Genomic DNA, 19,881 nt, shown 5'->3' on the forward strand with positions numbered 1-19,881 from the left:
AAAGGGGCGGGTACGTGCCGGACGACGCCGTACGGGAGGGTGCCGCCGCGCCCTGCCCCTCCGAGGCGGCCCTCCACCGCCTCACCGCCGCCGTCGCCCGCCATGCACCCGAGGGCGGTACGGAGACCGCGGTCCCCCGGCTCTCGCTCGCCGTCACAGAGGAGCCGGTCGGGCCCGTCGACCTCCTCTACGAGCCGATGATCTGCTTCGTCTCGGCGGGGGCGAAGCGCAGCACCGCGGGCGAGCGGACCCGGATCGCCCGCGCGGGCGAGATGCTCCTCAACAGCATCGACCTCCCCGTCTCCGTCTCCGTCGTCGAAGCGCCCTACTCCTCCGTGACCCTGCGCGTGGACGAACGACTGCTCGCGGACCTGCTCGTCGAGGTCGAGGAATCGGCCGGCGTCCCGCTCGCCCCCGCAGGGCAGCTCACCGCGCCCATGGCACCCGAACTCGTGGACGCCGTCACCCGCTTCGTGACCCTCCTCGACTCCCCGGAGGACATCCGCGCGCTCGCTCCCCGCGTCGAGGGCGAGATCCTCTACCGGCTGCTGCGCGGCCCCCTCGGCCCCGTGCTCCGCGCGGGCGCGCTCGCGGACTCGCCGACGCAACGGGTGCGCCGGGCCGCGCGCTGGATCTGCGAGCGGTACAGGGAACCTCTTGGCATCGACGTGATCGCCGCCGTCGCCCGCATGAGCCCCGCCGGTCTGCACCGGCACTTCAAGGCCGCCACCGGGATGAGCCCGCTCAGGTACCAGAAGTACGTGCGGCTCCAGGCCGCCCGCCGCCGCCTCGCCGCCGGGGACGCGACGGCGGCGCAGGTGGCGCGGGAGGTCGGATACGTGAGCGCGACGCAGTTCAGCCGTGAGTACCGCACCGCCTTCGGCCTGCCCCCGGCCCGCGACGCGGCCCGCCTGCGCGGGACAGGACGCCCCTCGTAGCCGCCACGCCCGCGTCAGGCGTCCCTGCCCGCGCCTCCGCGCCCCGCGCCCCCGCCGATCGATCGTTCTCCCCTGCGGGGGCCACGTACCCTTGCCAGGTGACTCGCACCGACCCCCTGCTCGGCCCGGCCGACATCCGTGAGCTGGCCGCCGCGCTCGACGTACGTCCCACCAAGCAGCGCGGGCAGAACTTCGTCATCGACGCCAACACCGTGCGCCGCATCGTCCGCACCGCCGAGGTGCGCGAGACGGACACCGTCGTCGAGGTCGGTCCCGGGCTCGGTTCGCTCACGCTCGCCCTGCTCGAAGTCGCCGCCGACGTCACCGCCGTCGAGATCGACGACACCCTCGCCGCCGCCCTCCCCGCGACCGTCGCCGCCCGGCTGCCCGAGAAGGCCGCGCACTTCCGGCTCGTGCACTCCGACGCGCTGCGCGTACGCGAACTGCCGGGCCCCCCGCCCACCGCGCTCGTCGCGAATCTCCCCTACAACGTCGCCGTCCCCGTCCTCCTCCACATGCTGGAGCACTTCCCGAGCGTCGAGCGGACCCTCGTGATGGTGCAGGCCGAGGTCGCCGACCGGCTCGCGGCCCCGCCCGGCTCGCGCGTGTACGGGGTGCCCTCGGTCAAGGCGGCCTGGTACGCGCACGTCAAGCGCGCCGGGTCGATCGGTCGCAGCGTCTTCTGGCCCGCGCCGAACGTCGACTCCGGGCTCGTCTCGCTCGTACGGCGCGAGGAGCCGCTGACGACGAGCGCGAGCCGCCGCGAGGTCTTCGCCGTCGTGGACGCGGCCTTCGCGCAGCGCCGCAAGGGGCTGCGGGCCGCGCTCGCGGGCTGGGCGGGTTCGGCGGCGGCGGCCGAGGAGGCGCTGCGCGCGGCCGGGGTGTCCCCGCAGGCGCGCGGCGAGTCGCTCACCGTCGAGGAGTTCGCCCGTATCGCCGAGCACAAACCGCAGGCCGAGCCCGAGGCCGAGAAGGAGATCACCGCGTGAGCGCCCCCGCCGTCACCGTCCGCGTTCCCGCCAAGGTCAACGTCCAGCTCGCGGTCGGCCCCGCCCGCCCCGACGGCTTCCACGACCTCGCGAACATCTTCCTCGCGGTCGGCCTGTACGACGAGGTGACCGCGACCCCCGCCGAACGCCTGCGCCTCACCTGTGAGGGCCCCGGTGCCGAGCAGGTGCCCCTCGACGAGGGCAACCTCGCCGCCCGCGCCGCCCTCGCCCTCGCGGAGCGCGCGGGCCGCCCCGCCGACGTGCACCTGCACATCGCCAAGGACATTCCCGTCGCGGGCGGCATGGCGGGCGGCAGCGCCGACGCGGCGGGCGCGCTGCTCGCCTGCGAGACGCTGTGGCGCACGGGCGCGAGCAGAGACGAACTCCTCGCGATCTGCGCTGAATTGGGCAGTGACGTGCCGTTCTCGTACGTGGGCGGCGCGGCGCTCGGCACGGGGCGCGGCGAACTGCTGACCCCGCTCGCGGTCGGCGGCACCTTCCACTGGGTCTTCGCGCAGGCGGACGGCGGCCTCTCGACCCCGGCCGTCTACGGCGCGTACGACCGCCTCGCGGAGACCGAGGGCCGTAGGGTCCCGGCGCCCGAGGCCGATCAGGCGGTGATCGACGCGCTCGCGAGCGGCGACCCGAAGGCGCTCGCGGCCGCCGTCCACAACGACCTCCAGACCGCCGCGCTCGACCTCTTCCCCGCCCTGCGCCGCACGCTGGACGCCGGTACGGAGGCGGGCGCCCTCGCCGCCCTCGTCTCGGGCTCGGGCCCGACGACGGCCTTCCTCGCCCCGGACGCGGACAGCGCCCGCACGATCGCGCGCGCCCTGACGCCCCACTGCCGCACGGCCCGTACGACGACGGCCCCGGCGCCGGGCGCGGTCGTGGTGGGGGAGTAAAAGGCCCTCGGCACGGCGTACCCGGACGTCTCCGGCACCGGGCCGAGAACGCGAGGGGACGCCGGGCCCGGCCGGGCGTTCCCCCGCCGACTACCCTGGGGAATCTGTCCCCCGGCCCGTTCCAGTGGTGCGGGGAGCGCGAGCGGGAGTGGTGGATGGCGGTCAATCTGGTCAACGTCGAAGCGGTCAGCAAGGTCTACGGGACCAGGGCGCTGCTCGACGGGGTCTCTCTCGGGGTCAACGAGGGCGACCGCATCGGCGTCGTGGGGCGCAACGGCGACGGCAAGACCACTCTCATCCGAATGCTCGCCAAGCTGGAGGAGGCCGACACCGGGCGTGTCACGCACAGCGGCGGGCTGCGGCTCGGCGTGCTCACCCAGCACGACTCGCTCGACCCGGCGGCGACCGTGCGGCACGAGGTGATCGGGGATCTCGCCGATCACGAGTGGGCGGGGAACGCGAAGATCCGCGACGTGCTGACGGGTCTCTTCGGCGGCCTGGACCTGCCCGGTTTCGCGGACGGGCTCGACACGGTGATCGGCCCGCTCTCCGGCGGTGAGCGGCGCAGGATCGCGCTCGCCAAGCTCCTCATCGACGAGCAGGACCTCCTCGTCCTCGACGAGCCCACCAACCACCTCGACGTCGAGGGCATCGCCTGGCTCGCCGCGCACCTCGCGAGCCGCCGCTCCGCGCTCGTCTGCGTGACGCACGACCGCTGGTTCCTCGACCAGGTCTGCACCCGCATGTGGGACGTGCAGCGCGGCGACGTCTACGAGTACGAGGGTGGCTACAGCGACTACGTCTTCGCGCGCGCCGAGCGCGAGCGCCGGGCCGCGACCGAGGAGACCAAGCGGCAGAACCTCGTCCGCAAGGAGCTGGCCTGGCTGCGGCGCGGCGCCCCGGCCCGTACCAGCAAGCCCCGCTTCCGCATCGAGGCCGCCAACGAGCTGATCGCCGACGTCCCGCCGCCGCGCGACAACTCCGAGCTGATGCGCTTCGCGTCGGCACGGCTCGGCAAGACCGTCTTCGACCTGGAGGACGTGACCGTCTCGGCCGGGCCGAAGACGCTCATCGAGCACCTCACCTGGCAGCTCGGTCCCGGCGACCGCGTCGGTCTCGTCGGCGTCAACGGCGCGGGCAAGACGACGCTGCTGCGCGCCATGGCCGCCGCCTCGCGCGGCGACGGCGAGGAGCAGCCCGAGAAGGGCCGGATCAAGGTCGGCAGGACCGTCAAGCTCGCCTACCTCTCTCAGGAGGTCGCCGAACTCGACCCGAACCTCCGGGTGCTGGAAGCGGTTCAGCAGGTGCGGGAGCGAGTCGACCTCGGCAAGGGCCGCGAGCTGACCGCCGGGCAGCTCTGCGAGACCTTCGGCTTCGGCAAGGAGAAGCAGTGGACGCCCGTCGGCGACCTCTCCGGCGGTGAGCGCCGCCGCCTCCAGATCCTGCGCCTCCTCATGGACGAGCCCAACGTCCTCTTCCTCGACGAGCCCACCAACGACCTCGACATCGAGACCCTCACCCAGCTCGAAGACCTCCTCGACGGCTGGCCCGGCTCGATGGTCGTCATCAGCCACGACCGGTTCTTCGTCGAGCGCACCACCGACCGCGTCTTCGCGCTCCTCGGCGACCGCGCGCTGCGGATGCTGCCGCGCGGCATCGACGAGTACGTGGAACGCCGCCGCGCCCGCGAGCAGCAGACCCAGACCGCACCGGCGAGCGCCGCCCCCAAGCCCGCCGCGACCTCCGCGAAGGAGGACCGCGAGCGGCAGAAGGAGCTTCAGCGCATCGAGCGGCGTCTGGACCGGATCGCCACCGAGGAGGCGAAGCTGCACGAGAAGATCGCCACGCACGCCACGGACTTCGAGAAGGTCGCCGGGCTCGACGCCGAACTGCGCGCCCTCGTCGGCGAGAAGGACGAACTGGAACTGCGCTGGCTCGAACTCGCCGAGTAGCGCAACGCGTCGAGGAGCGGCACACGTCGAGACCGGCACGCGTCGAGGAGCGGCGGACCGGGCGGTGCGTGCCGGTCACGGGAGCATCACGCGCCGGTTCTGCCTTGGGCACGGGAGAGCGGGGGCCGGGTGCGGCGGGCGTGGTCGATGGTAGAAAGAGTTCCCCGCCCGACCGACCAAGGACCGCGGGGGAGCGCGTCCCGATCCGCTCCGTTCCGCGGGGTGATCACCCACGGAACGGCGGGGGAGCCGGACGGGGGGCGCGAGCCCGCCACGAGGTAGCGCTGATGACTCAGCCGCCCCAGCCACCGCCCCGGCCCCCGCACGAGCCGCCGGGGGGCGAGCCCCCGCGGGACACCCCGCCCGGTTTCGGCCCGCCCGAGGCGGGCGGCGGCTTCGGCCCGCCCGTGCCGCCCGCGGAGGGCACCGGTACGCGCACACCGGCCCCGGCCCCCGTCCCGCCCCCGGCGGGCCCCGGCACCCCACCGCCCCCCGCCACCGGCTTCGGCCCGCCCCCCCCGTCCCCCGCCCCCGCGTACGGCACCCCGCAAGCCGCCCCGCCCCCGCCCGCCTACGGCACCCCGCACCCGGGTCCCGCCCAGGCCGGCGGGCAGGCCGCCTACGGCTACCCGCACCCCGCGCCCCCGTACGCCACCGCCCCGTACACCCAGCAGGGACACGGCGCGGGGCAGCCGCCCACCGGGCCGGGGAAGCGCCGTCCCGGACCGGTGTTCTGGATGATCAGCGCGACCGTGCTCGTCATCGCGCTCATCGTCGGCGGCGGCGTCTGGTACGCGAACTCCGGCACAGACGAGACACCGGTCGCGAAGGACAAGGACGACAAGAAGGACAAGGACGGGAAGGGCGGCGGCGGGACGCACGACCCCACCGTCGGTCCCGCGAAGGAGAAGGCCCCCGCCGACCCGGCGGCAAGGCAGCTCTTCTCCGTGCCGATGATCTACACCGGTGCGAACTCCCGGATCTACGAGGTGCCCGGCTCCTGGCTCACCGGCAAGGTGTACGCGAAGACCGGGCTCTTTGAGATCAACGGCTACGACGCCGTGGCCGGGAACCGCGTCTGGAACCTGAGGCTGCCCGGCCCGGTGTGCGCCGCGAGCGGCTTCCAGAGCGAGGAGGGCCTCACCGCCGTCCTGCACAAGAGCGTGCGGCCCACGCGGGACGAAGGGGGCCAGTGCGACAAGATCACCGTGTTCGACCTGCGGACCGGCAAGGCGCTGTGGACGAAGGGCGTGGGCTCGGGCCAGGGCAGCGCGGTCTTCACCGAGGTGACCGTCGGCGGCGGGACCGTCGCGGCGGGCGGCAGCCGCGGCGGCTACGGCTGGGACCTGAGGTCGGGTGACCAGGTGTGGTCCCCGAAGCCGGGCGACGAGTGCTACGACGTCGGCTACCAGGGCGGCAGCGGCGGCCTCGCGGTGATCCGCAAGTGCACGATCAACACCGACCAGGACCAACTGTTCGTGCAGAAGCTGGACCCGAAGGACGGCTCGGTCAGCGCCGAGTACAAGATGCCGCCCGGTATCGACTTCGCGCACATCCTCTCGGTCAGCCCGCTCGTCGTCGGCGCCGACGTCAACGAGGCGGCCGAGGACGGCTCCGGCGTCTCGGACTTCTTCTCGATCGACGGGAGCACCGGCAAGCTCCGCGCGCGGTGGCCCGCCGACGCGAAGACCTATGGCGCCTCGTGCGAGGCGACGGCCGTCTCCGGCTGCGTCGACTTCGCGGTCGGCGGCGACCGCCTCTACCTGCCGACCGAGAAGCACCAGGGGAAGCTGCAGGGGTACTCCAGCACCAACGAGATCGTCGTCTTCGACCTCGCCACCGGCAAGCTCACCGGCCAGCGCCTCGACGCGGGGGAGGACTGGGAACTGCGGCCGCTGCGCATGGACGGCCCCCGGCTGCTCGCCTACCGGGCCGGCCCCTACGACAAGGGCACCCAGGTCCTCTCGGTCGACACGAAGACGATGAAGAGCGAGGTGCTCCTGAACACGCCGGCGGACGAGCGCAGCGGCGAGACCGTCCAGGAATTCCAGAGCGAGTTCTCCGACACCCTCTTCGGTGACGGCCGCCTGTACCTCGGGGCGTCCATGCCCGAGGAGGAGAAGAAGCCGGTCGGTCCCGACGAGGCCATCCCCTACCTGGCGCTGTCCTTCGGCACCACGCGCTGAGGCGAGCGGGACAGGGGGAGCGGGACGGGACGAGCGGACGGGGCGAGCGGGACGGCGGCGAGCGGGACGGCGGCGAGCCGGGCGATACGGGGGCGGGGGCGTGCGCAGGGGCGCCCCCGCCCCCGTACGCGCTACCCCTCCGCGCCCGCACAACATGCTCGTCCGCACGCAACACCCCCGAAAAGCGGGGGATTTCAGCATTACGGGGCACTTCTTCACCGGAGGGGGCGCGCGAGGTCGAACATCCGTGTAGCTTCCGGTGCACGACGGACCGGCCGGGGGACAGCCCCGGCGGGGGCGGGGCCGGGACGAGGCGGGGACACGGGGGGACGCGGGGGATGCCCATGGGAGTGCGGCTCATGGTGGTCGACGACCACCGCTTGCTCGCGGAGGCGCTCGCCTCCGCGCTGAAACTGCGCGGGCACCGGGTGCTCGCCGCCGCGGCCCCCGCGGCGGGCGCCGCCGACCTCGTGGTGAGCCGGGCGCCGGAGGTGTGCCTGCTCGGCACGGCGGCCCCGGCCGAACCCGGCGCCTTCGACCCGGTCGTGAAGATCCGCAGGGAGCGCCCGCAGACGGCGGTGCTCGTCCTCGGCCCGGTGCCGAGTCCGCGGGGCATCGCGGCGGCGTTCGCGGCCGGGGCGTGCGGCTACGTGAGGCACGACGAGCGGATCGAGGGCGTCGAGCGCGCCATCATGAAGGCCCGCGCGGGCGAGGTGGCGGTGGCCCCGGGGCTCCTCCAGGGTGCCTTCGACGCCCTGCTCCACCCGGAGGCCGAGCCCGACGACGAGGGCAGACGCCTCCTGCACCTGCTGACCCGCCGGGAGGTCGAGGTCCTGGCGCGGGTCGCGGAGGGCGAGGACACCCGGCTCATCGCGGCGGGCATGCACATCGCCCCTTCCACGGCCCGCACCCACGTCCAGCGCGTACTGATGAAACTCGGCGTCGGCTCCCGCCTCGAAGCCGCCGCCCTCGCCGCCCGCACCGGCCTCCTCGATCACGCCCTGCCCCTGCTCGGCCCCCGGAACACGGACCCCGGCTGACGACGGCCGGCTGCGGGAGGACAGCGCGGCGGCACCGCGGTACGGCCGGGCAGCGGCAAGGGGCCGCCCCCACCGGGCGCACCCGGCCGGGACGGCCCCCACTGCCCTCAGGCCCCCGCTACTCCTCGCGGTTGAGGTCCTCGACGATCTCCTCGACCGGCGGCGGCGTCTGCGGGCGCCACAGCATCCAGGCCAGGAACAGCAGCCCGAGGACGAGCATGCCGAGGCCCGTCCACAGGTTGATGTTGATGTGCTGGGCCTTGGCGAGGTCGGCGTCCGAGGCGGTGATGCCGGTGATCGTGACGATGATCCCGTAGACCGTGAAGAGGCCGCCGATGATGAGCCGCACGTCGAAGAGGCGGCTCGCGGTGGCGGATTCGCGCTCCAGCCGCTCGACGGCCTTGATGTCGTCGAGGTTCGCCGGCTTGCGGGCGTCGTGCGGTGCGCCGGGGGTGTTGTCGTCTCTGGGGTTGCTGTGGTCGCTCATGGTCGTGTCGTCCTTGCCGGGTCAGACGGGGAGGGCTCGAAGGGGCTCACAGGGAGAACGGGACGTAGCACAGGGCCGCGAGGATCAGCGCGCCCCAGCCGAGCAGCGCCGGCTTGCGGTACCAGGCGTCGTCGCCCTCGGCGGGCGCTTCCTCGACGCCGGGCGACTTCGTCCCGTACACGAGCCCTCGCAGTTCCGCGGCGGGCTTCGGCTTCGTCACCATCGTCACGACGACCATGACGACCGCGCCGACGACGAAGGCGACGATGGAGGAGACGAAGTTCGCGCCCTGGTCGCTCGGGATGCCGATGACGCCCTGCTTGTAGAACCAGAAGTAGTTGATCATCGCGGCGACGGTTCCCGAGAGCAGCCCCCAGAACCCGGCCGCGCCGGTCGTCCGCTTCCAGAACATCCCGATGATGAACACCACGAACAGCGGGACGTTGAAGAAGGAGAACAACGTCTGGAGGTAGTTCATGATGTTGCTGAAGCCGGAGGCGATGAACGCCGTCCCGATGCCGATCACGACACCGACGGCCGTGATGACCCGGCCGACCTTCAGGTAGTGCGTGTCGGGCATGTTCGGCTTGATGTACGGCTGCCAGATGTCCGTCGTGAAGACCGTGTTGAACGAGGAGATGTTCGCGGCCATCCCGGCCATGAACGCGGCGAGCAGCCCGGTCACGGCGATGCCGAGCACCCCGTTGGGCAGCAGGTCGCGCATGAGCAGCGGGATCGCGTCGTTGAACTCGAAGTCCCCGCCCTGCTTGCCGATCGACGGCTCCAGGATGAGCGCGATGAGGCCCGGGATCACGACGATCGCGGGGATGAAGATCTTCGGGAAGGCCGCGATGAGCGGAGTGCGCTTGGCGGCCGAGAGGTTCTTCGCGGAGAGCGCGCGCTGCACCTCGGCGAAGTTCGTCGTCCAGTACCCGAAGCCCATCACGAAGCCCAGACCGAGGACGATCGTCAGCCAGTTGGCACCCAGCGGGTTGTCCGAGCCGATCCCGGTGTTCTGCCAGGCCGAGAGGAAACTGTCCCCCTTCGAGGCGTCCAGCTTGTCCGAGATCCCGCCCCAGCCGCCGACCCGCTTGAGACCCACGATCGTCAGCGGGATGAGCGCGGCGAGGATCACGAAGAACTGGAGCACCTCGTTGTAGATCGCCGAGGAGAGCCCGCCGACCGTGATGTAGACGAGGACGAACGCGGCGGCGACGACGATCGCCACCCACTGCGGCCAGCCCAGCAGGGCTTCGAGCACGATGGCCATCGCGTACAGGTTGACGCCCGCGATGAGCACCGCGGACACCGCGAAGATGATCGACGACAGCAGGTGCGAGGACTTGCCGAAGCGGTGCAGGAGGAACTCCGGCACCGAACGGACCTTCGAGTTGTAGTAGAAGGGCATCATCACGAGGCCCAGGAAGACCATCGCGGGGACGGCCCCGATCCAGTACCAGTGCACGGTGTAGGCGCCGTACTGCGCGCCGTTCGCCGCCATGCCGAGGATCTCCGTGGCGCCGAGGTTCGCCGCGACGAAGGCGAGACCGGTCACCCACGCGGGCAGGGAGCGCCCGGAGAGGAAGAAGTCGAGGCTCGTCTTCACACTGCGCCGCGCGGCGAAACCGATGCCGAGGACGACGACGAAGTACAGCGCGAGGATCGTGTAGTCCAGCCAGTTGGTCGGGAGTCTGAGCCCGTCCGCAAGGTACATGGGGGGAACTCGCTTTGTGCGTTGGGGATGAGGGGAAGAGGGTGCGAGGAGCGGTGGGGACGGTGGGGATGGTGCTTCGTACGGCGGTGCGCGTGCCCGCGCTCGCGCGCGGCGAACTCCACATGTGGTGTTCTTTGTTCGATCGTGATGTTCTCTTGGCGGCGATTGGGCCCTGTATGGCGCTGGCGGCCTCGTCCGTGGCGTAGTGCCTGCCCGTAGACGTGGTTTGTTATGTTGAATTATGTTCGTTACGAGGTGACGGTGCGACGGACGACGCGGCGGCGCCCCACCCGCGTGCGGCGATTCGCCAGAAAGAACGGTTGCCTTGAAGAAGACCCCGACCCGGCTCGCCGACGGCCGCGAGCTGATCTACTACGACCTCGACTCGACCGACGCGGTGCGCGACGCCGTCGACAAGCGCCCCCTCGACCCGATCAGCACCGCCTCCGAGGTACGCCGCGACCCGCTCCTCGGCGACGCCGTCGCGATCGCCTCGCACCGCCAGGGCCGTACGTACCACCCGCCGGCCGAGCTGTGCCCGCTCGACCCGACGCGCGGCGGCGAGCACCTCACCGAGATCCCCGACTCCGACTACGACGTCGTCGTCTTCGAGAACCGCTTCCCCTCGCTCTCCGGACCCACCGGACGCTGCGAGGTCGTGTGCTTCACCTCCGACCACCACGCCTCCTTCGCCGACCTCGACGAGACCCGGGCCCGCCTCGTCCTCGACGCCTGGACCGACCGCACCGCCGCACTCTCCCGCCACCCGGCCGTGCGCCAGGTCTTCCCCTTCGAGAACAGGGGCGAGGAGATCGGCGTGACCCTCGCCCACCCCCACGGGCAGATCTACGGCTACCCGTTCACCACGCCCCGTACCGCGCTCATGCTCCGCTCGGCCGCCGCGCACAAGGCCGCCACCGGGGGCGGAAACCTCTTCGACCACGTCCTCGCCGAGGAACGCGCGGCCTCCGAACGGGTCGTGATCGAGGGCGCGCACTGGACCGCCTTCGTGCCGTACGCCGCGCACTGGCCGTACGAGGTGCACCTCTACCCGCACCGCCGCGTCGCCGACCTCACCGAACTCGACGAGGCACAGCGCGCCGAATGGCCCGTGATCTACCTGGACCTGCTGCGCCGCTTCGACCGTCTCTTCGGGCCCGGCGCCGGACGCACGCCGTATATTTCCGGCTGGCACCAGGCGCCCCTCCTCACCCCCGAGGAGTACGCCGCGTACAGCACCGGCGCGGGCGAACCGCTGGAACGGGCGGACTTCGGGCTGCACCTGGAGCTGTTCACGATCCGCAGGACCGTGGACAAGCTGAAGTACCTCGCCGGCTCCGAGTCCGGCATGAGCGTCTTCATCAACGACGTGCCGCCGGAGAAGGCGGCCGAGCGACTGCGAGAGGTGGCACACGCGTGAGCTGCGGCCAGCGACTTCGGAAGGACGGGCACGCATGAGCGGCCACTACCTCGTCACGGGCGGGGCCGGTTACGTCGGCAGCGTCGTCACGGCGCACCTGCTGCGCGCCGGGCACCGCGTCACGGTCCTCGACGACCTGTCCACGGGCTTTCGCGCGGCGGTCCCCGAGGGCGCCGCGTTCATCGAGGGACGCGTCCAGGACGCCGCCACGCTCCTGCCGGACGGCCTCGACGGCGTCCTCCACTTCGCCGCCTCCTCACAGGTCGGCGAGAGCGTCGAGAAGCCGGAGAAGTACTGGGGCAACAACGTCGGCGGGACCCGCGCGCTCCTCGACGCGATGCGCGCGAAGGGCATCGGCCGCCTCGTCTTCTCCTCGACGGCTGCGACGTACGGCGAACCCGTGCACACCCCGATCGTCGAGACCGACCCGACGATCCCCACGAGCCCCTACGGCAACACGAAGCTCGCCGTCGACCACATGATCGCCGACGAGTGCCGCGCCCACGGCCTCGCCGCCGTCTCGCTGCGGTACTTCAACGTCGCCGGCGCCGACGGCGGCTTCGGCGAGCGCCACGACCCCGAGTCGCACCTCATCCCGATCGTCCTCCAGGTCGCCCAGGGCCGCCGCGCCGCCGTCTCCGTCTTCGGCGAGGACTACGCGACCCCGGACGGCACGTGCGTACGCGACTACATCCACGTCGCCGACCTCGCCGAGGCCCACCTCCTCGCCCTCAAGGCCGCCGCCGGGGGCACGCACGTGATCTGCAACCTCGGCAACGGCACCGGCTTCTCGGTCCGCGAGGTCATCGAGGCGGCCCGCAAGGTCACCGGGCACGAGATCCCCACCGAGAGCGCACCGCGCCGCGCGGGCGACCCGGCCGTCCTCGTCGCCTCGGCGGAACGGGCCAGGCAAGCACTCGGCTGGCAGCCCTCCCGCACCGACCTGACCGGCATCGTCGCCGACGCCTGGGCCTTCGCCCAGCAGCTCGCGGAGGCGGTCCGATGAGCGACCTCATCCCCGGCCAGGGCAACGGCCCCGCACCCGCACAGGACACGACCCTCCCCGAGGACACCGCGCTCGCGCACGCCGACGAGGTCGCGGCCGGTTTCCGCGAGCTGTACGGGAGCGAGCCCGAGGGCATCTGGGCGGCCCCGGGACGCGTCAACCTCATCGGCGAGTACACCGACTTCAACGGCGGCTTCGTCATGCCGCTCGCGCTCCCGCACACCGCGGTCGCCGCGGTCCGTACCCGTACGGACGGCGTGCTGCGCGTCCACTCGGCCGACATGGAGGGCCCCGCGCTCCGCCTCGACCTCGCGACGCTCGCGCCCGGCGCCGACACCGGCTGGGCCGGCTACCTGTCCGGCGTCGTCTGGGTCCTGCGCACCTCCGGTTACGACGTCGGCGGCGCCGACATCCACCTCGCCTCGACGGTGCCCACCGGCGCGGGGCTCTCCTCCTCGGCCGCGCTCGAAGTCGTCACGACCCTCGCGCTCAACGACCTCTTCTCCTTCGGCATCGACCGCGCCGAGATCGCCCGGGTCGGGCAGCGCGCGGAGAACGACTTCGTGGGCGTACCGACCGGGATCATGGACCAGACGGCCTCGGCGCGCTGCACGGCCGGGCACGTACTCCACATGGACACCCGTGACCTGAGCGCCCGCCAGGTCCCCTTCGACCTGCCCGCGCACGGCCTCGACCTGCTCGTCTTCGACACCCGCGTGCAGCACGCCCTCGGCGACGGCGCATACGCGGAACGGCGTGCGGGCTGCGAGGAGGGCGCGCGGCTGCTCGGCGTGGACCAACTGCGGGACGTGCCCTTCGAGACCCTGCCGCAGGCCCTCGAAAAGCTCGACGACGAGCGTGTGCGCCGCTACGTGCGGCACGTCGTCACGGAGGACGAGCGCGTCGAGACCGTCGCGCGACTCCTCGACGCGGGCGAGATCCGCGCCGTCGGCCAGATCCTCACGGAGGGCCACCGCTCGCTCCGCGACGACCTGCGCGTCTCGGCCCCCGAACTCGACCTCGTCGTCGAGTCGGCGGTACGGGCCGGGGCGCTCGGCGCCCGCATGACGGGCGGCGGCTTCGGCGGCTCGGCGATCGTGCTGGTCGACGCGGGGCTCGTGGAGCCGGTGAAGGCGGAGGTCGCGCGGGCGTTCGCGGAGGCGGGACACCGGGAGCCGCGCGTGTTCTCGGCGGTGCCGAGCGAGGGGGCGCGCCGGGTGCGGTGAGCCCCGGGCGGGACGGCGGCGTTCCCTGGGGGGCGTTCCCTGGGGGGACGGCGGCGCTCCGTGAGAGGGACGGCGGCGCTCCGTGAGAGGGGCGGCGGGTCACCGCCGTCCCGCAGGCCCCCTCGGCCAGGGGTGTTTCGGGCGGGAATCGGGGAAATCCTCTCCTGGGAAGAGCCCACGTCCGTACTCTGAGGCGGGGTCACCTCCGTCGAGGGACGGAGGGAGGGGGAGGCCGTGATGCGTACGAGGGTGCTGGTCGTCGACGACCACCGGATCTTCGCGGAGTCGCTCGCCGCCGCGCTGGCGGCCGAGCCGGACGTCGAGGTGGGCGCGGCGGGAAGCGGCCCGGCGGCGCTGCGCAGCCTGGAACGCGCGGCGACCGAGAAACGCCCCTTCGACGTCGTCCTCGTCGACGCCGACCTCGGCGTCGGCCCCGTCCCGCGCCAGGCCAGTCCGCAGGGCGCGCCCGCCGCCGAGGAGCCGCTCGACGGGATCTCCCTGGTGGGCGGCTTACGCGCGGCGCAGCCCGGCGTGCGCACGGTGGTCCTCGCGGAGCGCGACGACCCGCGCCGCGCGGCGCTGGCCCTGCTGGCGGGGGCGAGCGGCTGGGTCGCGAAGGATTGCTCGCTCTCGCGGCTGCTCACGGTCGTACGGGGAGTGCTGCGCGACGAGACGCACCTCCCGCCCGCCCTGCTCACCGGTGTCCTGCGCGAACTGACGGCGGCCCGCCGCCACCGCACCGAGTCGGAGCGCCTGGTCGAGTCCCTCACGCCGCGCGAACGCGAGGTCCTGCGCTGCATGGTCGCGGGCCTGGGCCGCAAAGCGGTCGCGGACCGCCTCTACCTCTCCCCGCACACGGTCCGCACCCACATGCAGAACGTCCTGGGCAAACTGGGCGTCCACTCCACGCTGGCGGCGGTGGCGCTGGCGCGGAGAGCGGGGGTGGGGCCGGTGGATCAGCGGGTGGGGTGAGGGGGGTGGGCGGCGCGGTCGGCCCGGCCCCGCACACACAGACCCCACCCTCCCAAAGGGGAGGTGGGCCACCCGCTGCCATCAATTCTTCCGGCTCCCCGACCGCCCTCCCGACCAGAACCGCAAATCTGTGGATAACTTCGCCAAACCCGAAAAACCCCTCACACTTTCGAGTGAGGACCGTTCCCGAAGTCCGGGCCAGGGTCTGTCGGCCCGCAGCCTGGCAGCCGACCGCTCCGCTCCGTCAGCTCGTAGCCCCGTCAGCTCGTAGCCCCGTCAGCTCGTCGCCTCGTCAGCTCGTAGCCCCGTCAGCTCGTAGCCCCGTCAGCTCGTAATCTCGTCAGTTCGGCGTGTTGTCGAACGGCGCCGTGAGCTGGCGGAGGAGGTCCGCCAAATCCTGGCGCTGGGTGCGGCTCAGTTCGGAGAGAAGGGCGCGTTCCTGGGCGAGGAGGCCCGCGAGGGCGGCGTCGGCGACCTCGCGGCCCGAGGGTGTGAGGCGGACCAGGACGCCGCGGCGGTCGTTTGGGTCGGGGAGGCGCTCGACGAGGTTCTTCTTCGTGAGGCGGTCGATGCGGTTCGTCATCGTGCCCGAGGTGACGAGCGTCTGCGTGAGCAACTGGCCCGGTGAGAGCTGGTACGGCTGCCCGGCGCGCCGCAGCGCCGTGAGCACGTCGAACTCCCACGTCTCCAGGTGCAGCTCCGCGAAGGCGAGCCTGCGGGCCCGGTCCAGATGACGCGCCAGCCTGCTGACGCGACTGAGCACCTCCAGCGGCTCCACGTCGAGGTCCGGGCGCTCCCGGCGCCAAGCCGCGACCAGCCGGTCGACCTCGTCCTCCATGCCCCCAGTGTAGTGGGTCGCTCGACGTGAAGTCTCTTGACGTCGAGATAACTCGGCTTCATGATGACAGCACATGATCCCCGCCGAGGAGGTACCGCCGTGCCGCAGCACCACGTACGCCCAGAGGGCTCCCCGCCCGTCAACGGCTACAGCCACGCCGTCGCCGTCCCGGGGCCGCTCGTCGTGGTCTCCGGTCAGGTCCCGCTCGACACCGAGGGCCGCCTCGTCGGCGAGAACGATACGGAGGCGCAGGTCCGGCAGGTGTACGCGAACCTCGCCACCGCCCTCGAAGCGGCCGGCTCCGATCTCGCGCACGTCGTCAAGTACACCTTCTTCCTCACCGACCTCGCCCGCGACCTCCCCGCCCTGCGCGCGGTCCGCGACGCGCACCAGGACCCCGCGCGCCCGCCCGCCTCCAGCCTCGTCCAGGTCGCCGCCCTCGTGCACCCCGCCTTCCGCGTGGAGATCGAGGCGCTCGCCGTCCCGGCCCTCTGACCGGCCCGCGTCAGGAGTACGTCATGCCCCTCGCCCCCACCTGGGACCCCGCCCAGTACCTGCGCCACGCCGACCACCGCACCCGGCCCTTCGCCGAACTGCTCGCCCGCGTACCCGACCCGGCCACCGAGCGCCCCCGCGTCGTCGACCTCGGCTGCGGCGCTGGGAACGTCACCGCGCTGCTCGCCGCCCGCTGGCCCGCCGCCCGCATCACCGGACTCGACAACTCACCCGCCATGCTGGACCGGGCCCGTACCGGATACGCCGGACCCCTCGACGGCGGCGGCTCCCTCGACTTCGCCGAGGCCGACCTCACCGACTGGCACCCCGACCGCGGCTACGACCTCATCGTCTCCAACGCCGCCCTCCAGTGGGTCCCGGGCCACCTCGACCTGCTCCCCGCCTGGGCCGAGGCCCTCCACCCCGGCGGCACCCTCGCCTTCCAGGTCCCCGGCAACTTCGGCGCCCCGAGCCACGTCCTCATGCGCGAGACCGCCGCCCTGCCCCGCTTCCGCCCGCTCCTGGACGGCGTACTGCGCCACGACGACGCCGTCGCCACACCCGCCGACTACCTCGCCCGGCTCACCGCGCTCGGCCTCGCCGCCGACGTCTGGGAGACCACCTACCTCCATCTCCTCACCGGCGAGGACCCCGTACTCGACTGGGTCAAGGGCACCGGACTGCGCCCCGTCCTCGACGCCCTCGCCCCCCACCCCGAGGCCCGCGCCGACTTCCTCACCACCTACCGCGACGCCCTCCGCACCGCCTATCCGGCGGGGGAGCACGGCACCGTCTTCCCCTTCCGCCGCCTCTTCGCCGTCGCCCACGCGGCCTGATCAGGGAGTACGAGAATGATCACCGCGCTCGACCACGTACAGCTCGCCGCCCCGCCCGGCAGCGAGGACCGCCTCCGGGCCTTCTACGTCGACGCGCTCGGTCTCACGGAACTGCCCAAGCCCCCCGTCCTCGCCGCGCGCGGCGGCTGCTGGTTCGGCAGCGGACCCGTACAACTCCACCTCGGCATCGAGGCGGACTTCCGCCCCGCCCGCAAGGCCCACCCCGGCCTCCGCGTCACCGCCATCGACGCCTTCGCCACCCGCCTCACCGACCACGGCGTCCCCGTCACCTGGGACGACAACCTGCCGGGCCATCGCCGCTTCTATGCGGACGACCCGGTGGGAAACCGCCTGGAGTTCCTGGAACCGGACGCCGACGAATCCGCCGAGCCCGCCTAACACGCCGGGCCCCCGCCCCCCCCCAAGCCGTCACGACCGCCGGAGCGCCGCGCGCGAGATGTCCACGTCCAGCGGGTACGGGGCGGCCACGCGTAGCCGCTCGCGATACGTCCCCGTCCAGGCGTATCCCCGCGGCCCCTCGCGCGCGTACGTCCGGACCTCGGGACCCACCGGGGAGACCTGCCATACGTGCGGGACGCCCGCCGCCGCGTACCGGGGTGGCTTCGCCGCCTCGTCGCGCTCCCGCGTCCACGGCTCCTGCACCTCCACCGCCAGCACGAGGTCCGCCGCCTCGAAGCGGTCCTGCCCCCAGCCGCGTACCGCCTCCGCCCGTACCACCGAGACGTCCGGGATCAGCACGTCGTGCGCCCCGAGGACCACCGCCATCTGCCGCTCCACCTCGAACGCGGGCGGACAGCACGCGCGCAGCGCCGCCACCAGGAGGTCCACCATCAAGCTGTGGAAGCTCGTCTGCGGGCACGGCCGTACGAAATGCCCGCCCAGCAACTCCGTGCGGTAGTGCAGCGCGAAGGAGCGGTAGAGATCGGCGACTGTCCGCTCACCGAGCGGCGGCACCCGACGGCGCACCTCTTCGACTCCGGACACCGCGACCACCCCCGGGACAAGGAGCGGGCACGTCACCCGCTCGGCTCTCACCCCTTCGTACGAACGGCAGCGCCCATCCCTTCCCGAAACGGCGCCCGATTCACCCCAAGGAGTGCCGAAATCCCACCGGGCTGACGCCCCGCCCCGCCCCCCGCCCCCCACTCCCGCCCGGCCAGCCGGCGGAACCCTACTGCCGCCGATGCCCTATCAACCTCGGCTTCTGCTCCAGTCCGTCCAGCCCGTGCCACGCCAGGTTCACCAGGTGCGCCGCGACCTCCGCCTTCTTCGGCTTGCGGACGTCCAGCCACCACTGGCCCGTCAACGCGACCATCCCCACCAGCGCCTGCGCGTACAGCGGCGCCAGCTTCTGGTCGAAACCGCGGCTCTTGAACTCGCTGCCCAGGATGTCCTCGACCTGCGTCGCGATATCGCTGATCAGCGAAGCGAACGTGCCCGTCGACTGGGCCACCGGGGAATCACGGACCAGGATGCGGAAACCGTCCGTGTACGTCTCGATGTAGTCCAGGAGCGCGAAAGCCGCCTGTTCGAGCAGCTCCCTGGGGTGCCCCGCGGTCAGGGCACCCGTCACCATGTCCAGGAGCTGCCGCATCTCGCGGTCCACCACGACCGCGTACAGCCCCTCCTTGCCACCGAAGTGCTCGTAGACCACCGGCTTGGAGACCCCGGCCTTCGCCGCGATCTCCTCCACCGACGTCCCCTCGAAGCCCTTCGCCGCGAAGAGCGTGCGCCCGATGTCGAGCAACTGCTCCCTGCGTTGCGCACCCGTCATGCGGGTACGGCGCGAGCGCCGTGACTTCTCCGTACCCGAAGAACCACCAGAGACCCCTGAGACCGCATCCGTCGCCACGGCCCCATCATGCCGGTTCGGCCGCCTTGTCCCTGCGGCGGGAGCGAATGCGTTCCGCCGAGGGCCAGCGCACGTCGTGCACCCAGCCCAACTGCTCCATCCAGCGGATGACGCGCGCCGAGGAGTCGATCTGACCCCGCTCCACGCCGTGCCGCGCCGAGGTCGGGTCCGCGTGGTGCAGGTTGTGCCACGACTCCCCGCACGACAGCACCGCCAGCCACCACACGTTCCCCGAACGGTCCCGCGAACGGAAGGGGCGCTTGCCCACCGCGTGGCAGATCGAGTTGATCGACCACGTCACGTGGTGCAGGAGCGCGACCCGGACGAGCGACCCCCAGAAGAACGCGGTGAACGCCCCCCACCACGACCACGTCACCAGACCCCCGACCAGCGGCGGCGTCAGCAGCGAGACCAGCGTCCACAGCGCGAACTGCCGCGACACCCGGCGGATCGCCGGGTCCTTCACCAGATCGGGCGCGTACTTGTGCTGCGGCGTCTGCTCCTCGTCGAACATCCACCCCAGGTGCGCCCACCACAGCCCCTTCATCAGAGCCGGCAGCGTCTCCCCGTACCGCCACGGCGAGTGCGGATCGCCCTCCGCGTCGGAGAACTTGTGGTGCTTGCGGTGATCCGCCACCCAGCGCACCACCGGCCCCTCCACCGCCATGGACCCCGCGATCGCCAGCGTCACCCGCACCCACCGCTTCGCCTTGAACGAACCGTGCGTGAAGTACCGGTGGAACCCGATCGTGATCCCGTGGCAGCCCAGGAAGTAGAAGAAGACCATCAGGCCCACGTCGAGCCAGCTCAGCCCCCAGCCCCAGGCCAGCGGCACCGCCGCCACCACCGCCGCGAACGGCACCACGATGAAGGCCAGCAGCGCGAACTGCTCCACCGAACCCTTGCGGTCGCCCCCCATCGTCGCCACCGGAGCGGCGCCCGGCTTCTCTTCCGTCCCCGCCTCGGCGGGCGATGCGGTCGAGGTCATATGAGCCCCTTGAGTC

Annotated in this window: 19 protein-coding genes; 13 read left to right on the top strand and 6 right to left on the bottom strand. The window is 72.5% G+C overall.

The window, feature by feature from the left end:
- The first annotated feature begins 14 nt into the window (after nt 1-14).
- The 6 genes from ACIP4O_RS03670 to ACIP4O_RS03695 all read left to right on the top strand — a co-directional run bounded on the left by ACIP4O_RS03670 (nt 15) and on the right by ACIP4O_RS03695 (nt 8,010).
- Entirely contained in the window at nt 15-938 is a 924-nt protein-coding gene (locus ACIP4O_RS03670; RefSeq protein ID WP_401571084.1) for an AraC family transcriptional regulator N-terminal domain-containing protein, read from the top strand.
- Nucleotides 939-1,036: 98 nt separating this feature from the next.
- The gene (gene rsmA / locus ACIP4O_RS03675) at nt 1,037-1,927 is read left to right on the top strand and encodes a 16S rRNA (adenine(1518)-N(6)/adenine(1519)-N(6))-dimethyltransferase RsmA (protein ID WP_401571086.1); all 891 of its coding nucleotides are present in this window, start codon (nt 1,037-1,039) and stop codon (nt 1,925-1,927) included.
- Complete coding sequence (locus ACIP4O_RS03680; protein WP_401571088.1) at nt 1,924-2,832, top strand: 4-(cytidine 5'-diphospho)-2-C-methyl-D-erythritol kinase; 909 nt, start codon at nt 1,924-1,926, stop codon at nt 2,830-2,832. The genes rsmA and ACIP4O_RS03680 overlap by 4 nt, the downstream gene beginning before the upstream one ends.
- Nucleotides 2,833-2,987: 155 nt before the next feature.
- Nucleotides 2,988-4,784, top strand: coding sequence for an ABC-F family ATP-binding cassette domain-containing protein (locus ACIP4O_RS03685; protein WP_401571091.1), 1,797 nt, complete (start codon nt 2,988-2,990; stop codon nt 4,782-4,784).
- Between the two features lie 287 nt (nt 4,785-5,071).
- Complete coding sequence (locus ACIP4O_RS03690; RefSeq protein ID WP_401571094.1) at nt 5,072-6,970, top strand: PQQ-binding-like beta-propeller repeat protein; 1,899 nt, start codon at nt 5,072-5,074, stop codon at nt 6,968-6,970.
- 344 nt (nt 6,971-7,314) lie between these two features.
- Nucleotides 7,315-8,010 (top strand): LuxR C-terminal-related transcriptional regulator, encoded by a 696-nt coding sequence (locus ACIP4O_RS03695; RefSeq protein WP_361320918.1) that lies wholly within the window; start codon nt 7,315-7,317, stop codon nt 8,008-8,010.
- Nucleotides 8,011-8,128: 118 nt separating this feature from the next.
- Here the strand turns inward: ACIP4O_RS03695 and ACIP4O_RS03700 are convergent, their stop codons facing one another.
- A complete protein-coding gene (locus tag ACIP4O_RS03700; protein WP_401571097.1) occupies nt 8,129-8,497 on the bottom strand; it encodes a hypothetical protein in 369 nt (122 codons plus the stop codon).
- Between the two features lie 46 nt (nt 8,498-8,543).
- Entirely contained in the window at nt 8,544-10,211 is a 1,668-nt protein-coding gene (locus ACIP4O_RS03705; protein ID WP_401571098.1) for a sodium:solute symporter family protein, read from the bottom strand.
- 325 nt (nt 10,212-10,536) lie between these two features.
- On the opposite strand from ACIP4O_RS03705, the gene galT reads away from it, so the two are divergent.
- From galT to ACIP4O_RS03725, 4 genes are all read left to right on the top strand, one after another.
- Nucleotides 10,537-11,631 (top strand): galactose-1-phosphate uridylyltransferase, encoded by a 1,095-nt coding sequence (gene galT / locus ACIP4O_RS03710; RefSeq protein ID WP_401571101.1) that lies wholly within the window; start codon nt 10,537-10,539, stop codon nt 11,629-11,631.
- Between the two features lie 34 nt (nt 11,632-11,665).
- Complete coding sequence (gene galE / locus ACIP4O_RS03715; protein WP_401571103.1) at nt 11,666-12,637, top strand: UDP-glucose 4-epimerase GalE; 972 nt, start codon at nt 11,666-11,668, stop codon at nt 12,635-12,637.
- Nucleotides 12,634-13,863, top strand: a complete 1,230-nt coding sequence (galK, locus tag ACIP4O_RS03720) for a galactokinase (RefSeq protein WP_401571105.1) — start codon at nt 12,634-12,636, stop codon at nt 13,861-13,863. Before galE ends, galK begins: the two co-directional genes overlap by 4 nt.
- Nucleotides 13,864-14,097: 234 nt before the next feature.
- Nucleotides 14,098-14,835 carry a LuxR C-terminal-related transcriptional regulator gene (locus ACIP4O_RS03725; protein ID WP_401571107.1) on the top strand — a complete coding sequence of 246 codons (738 nt, stop codon included), beginning with the start codon at nt 14,098-14,100 and terminating at the stop codon, nt 14,833-14,835.
- A 340-nt stretch (nt 14,836-15,175) separates the two neighbouring features.
- Here ACIP4O_RS03725 and ACIP4O_RS03730 read toward each other — a convergent pair whose 3' ends face one another.
- Nucleotides 15,176-15,673, bottom strand: coding sequence for a MarR family winged helix-turn-helix transcriptional regulator (locus ACIP4O_RS03730; RefSeq protein ID WP_401571110.1), 498 nt, complete (start codon nt 15,671-15,673; stop codon nt 15,176-15,178).
- A 99-nt stretch (nt 15,674-15,772) separates the two neighbouring features.
- On the opposite strand from ACIP4O_RS03730, the gene ACIP4O_RS03735 reads away from it, so the two are divergent.
- The 3 genes from ACIP4O_RS03735 to ACIP4O_RS03745 are packed head-to-tail and all read left to right on the top strand — an operon-like array spanning nt 15,773 to nt 17,403.
- The gene (locus ACIP4O_RS03735) at nt 15,773-16,168 is read left to right on the top strand and encodes a RidA family protein (protein ID WP_401571113.1); all 396 of its coding nucleotides are present in this window, start codon (nt 15,773-15,775) and stop codon (nt 16,166-16,168) included.
- 23 nt (nt 16,169-16,191) lie between these two features.
- Nucleotides 16,192-17,004 (top strand): trans-aconitate 2-methyltransferase, encoded by an 813-nt coding sequence (locus ACIP4O_RS03740; protein WP_401571115.1) that lies wholly within the window; start codon nt 16,192-16,194, stop codon nt 17,002-17,004.
- A gap of 15 nt (nt 17,005-17,019) precedes the next feature.
- Nucleotides 17,020-17,403 (top strand): VOC family protein, encoded by a 384-nt coding sequence (locus ACIP4O_RS03745; protein ID WP_401571117.1) that lies wholly within the window; start codon nt 17,020-17,022, stop codon nt 17,401-17,403.
- A 30-nt stretch (nt 17,404-17,433) separates the two neighbouring features.
- Here the strand turns inward: ACIP4O_RS03745 and ACIP4O_RS03750 are convergent, their stop codons facing one another.
- The 3 genes from ACIP4O_RS03750 to ACIP4O_RS03760 all read right to left on the bottom strand — a co-directional run bounded on the left by ACIP4O_RS03750 (nt 17,434) and on the right by ACIP4O_RS03760 (nt 19,865).
- Nucleotides 17,434-18,009: a Uma2 family endonuclease gene (locus tag ACIP4O_RS03750; protein ID WP_401571120.1), complete on the bottom strand. Its 576-nt coding sequence runs from the start codon at nt 18,007-18,009 to the stop codon at nt 17,434-17,436.
- 187 nt (nt 18,010-18,196) lie between these two features.
- Entirely contained in the window at nt 18,197-18,799 is a 603-nt protein-coding gene (locus ACIP4O_RS03755) for a TetR/AcrR family transcriptional regulator (protein WP_043255687.1), read from the bottom strand.
- 85 nt (nt 18,800-18,884) lie between these two features.
- Entirely contained in the window at nt 18,885-19,865 is a 981-nt protein-coding gene (locus ACIP4O_RS03760) for an acyl-CoA desaturase (RefSeq protein WP_361320170.1), read from the bottom strand.
- Nucleotides 19,866-19,881 lie beyond the last annotated feature (16 nt).

Source organism: Streptomyces sp. NPDC088923, assembly GCF_044749745.1.
Classification (GTDB): domain Bacteria; phylum Actinomycetota; class Actinomycetes; order Streptomycetales; family Streptomycetaceae; genus Streptomyces.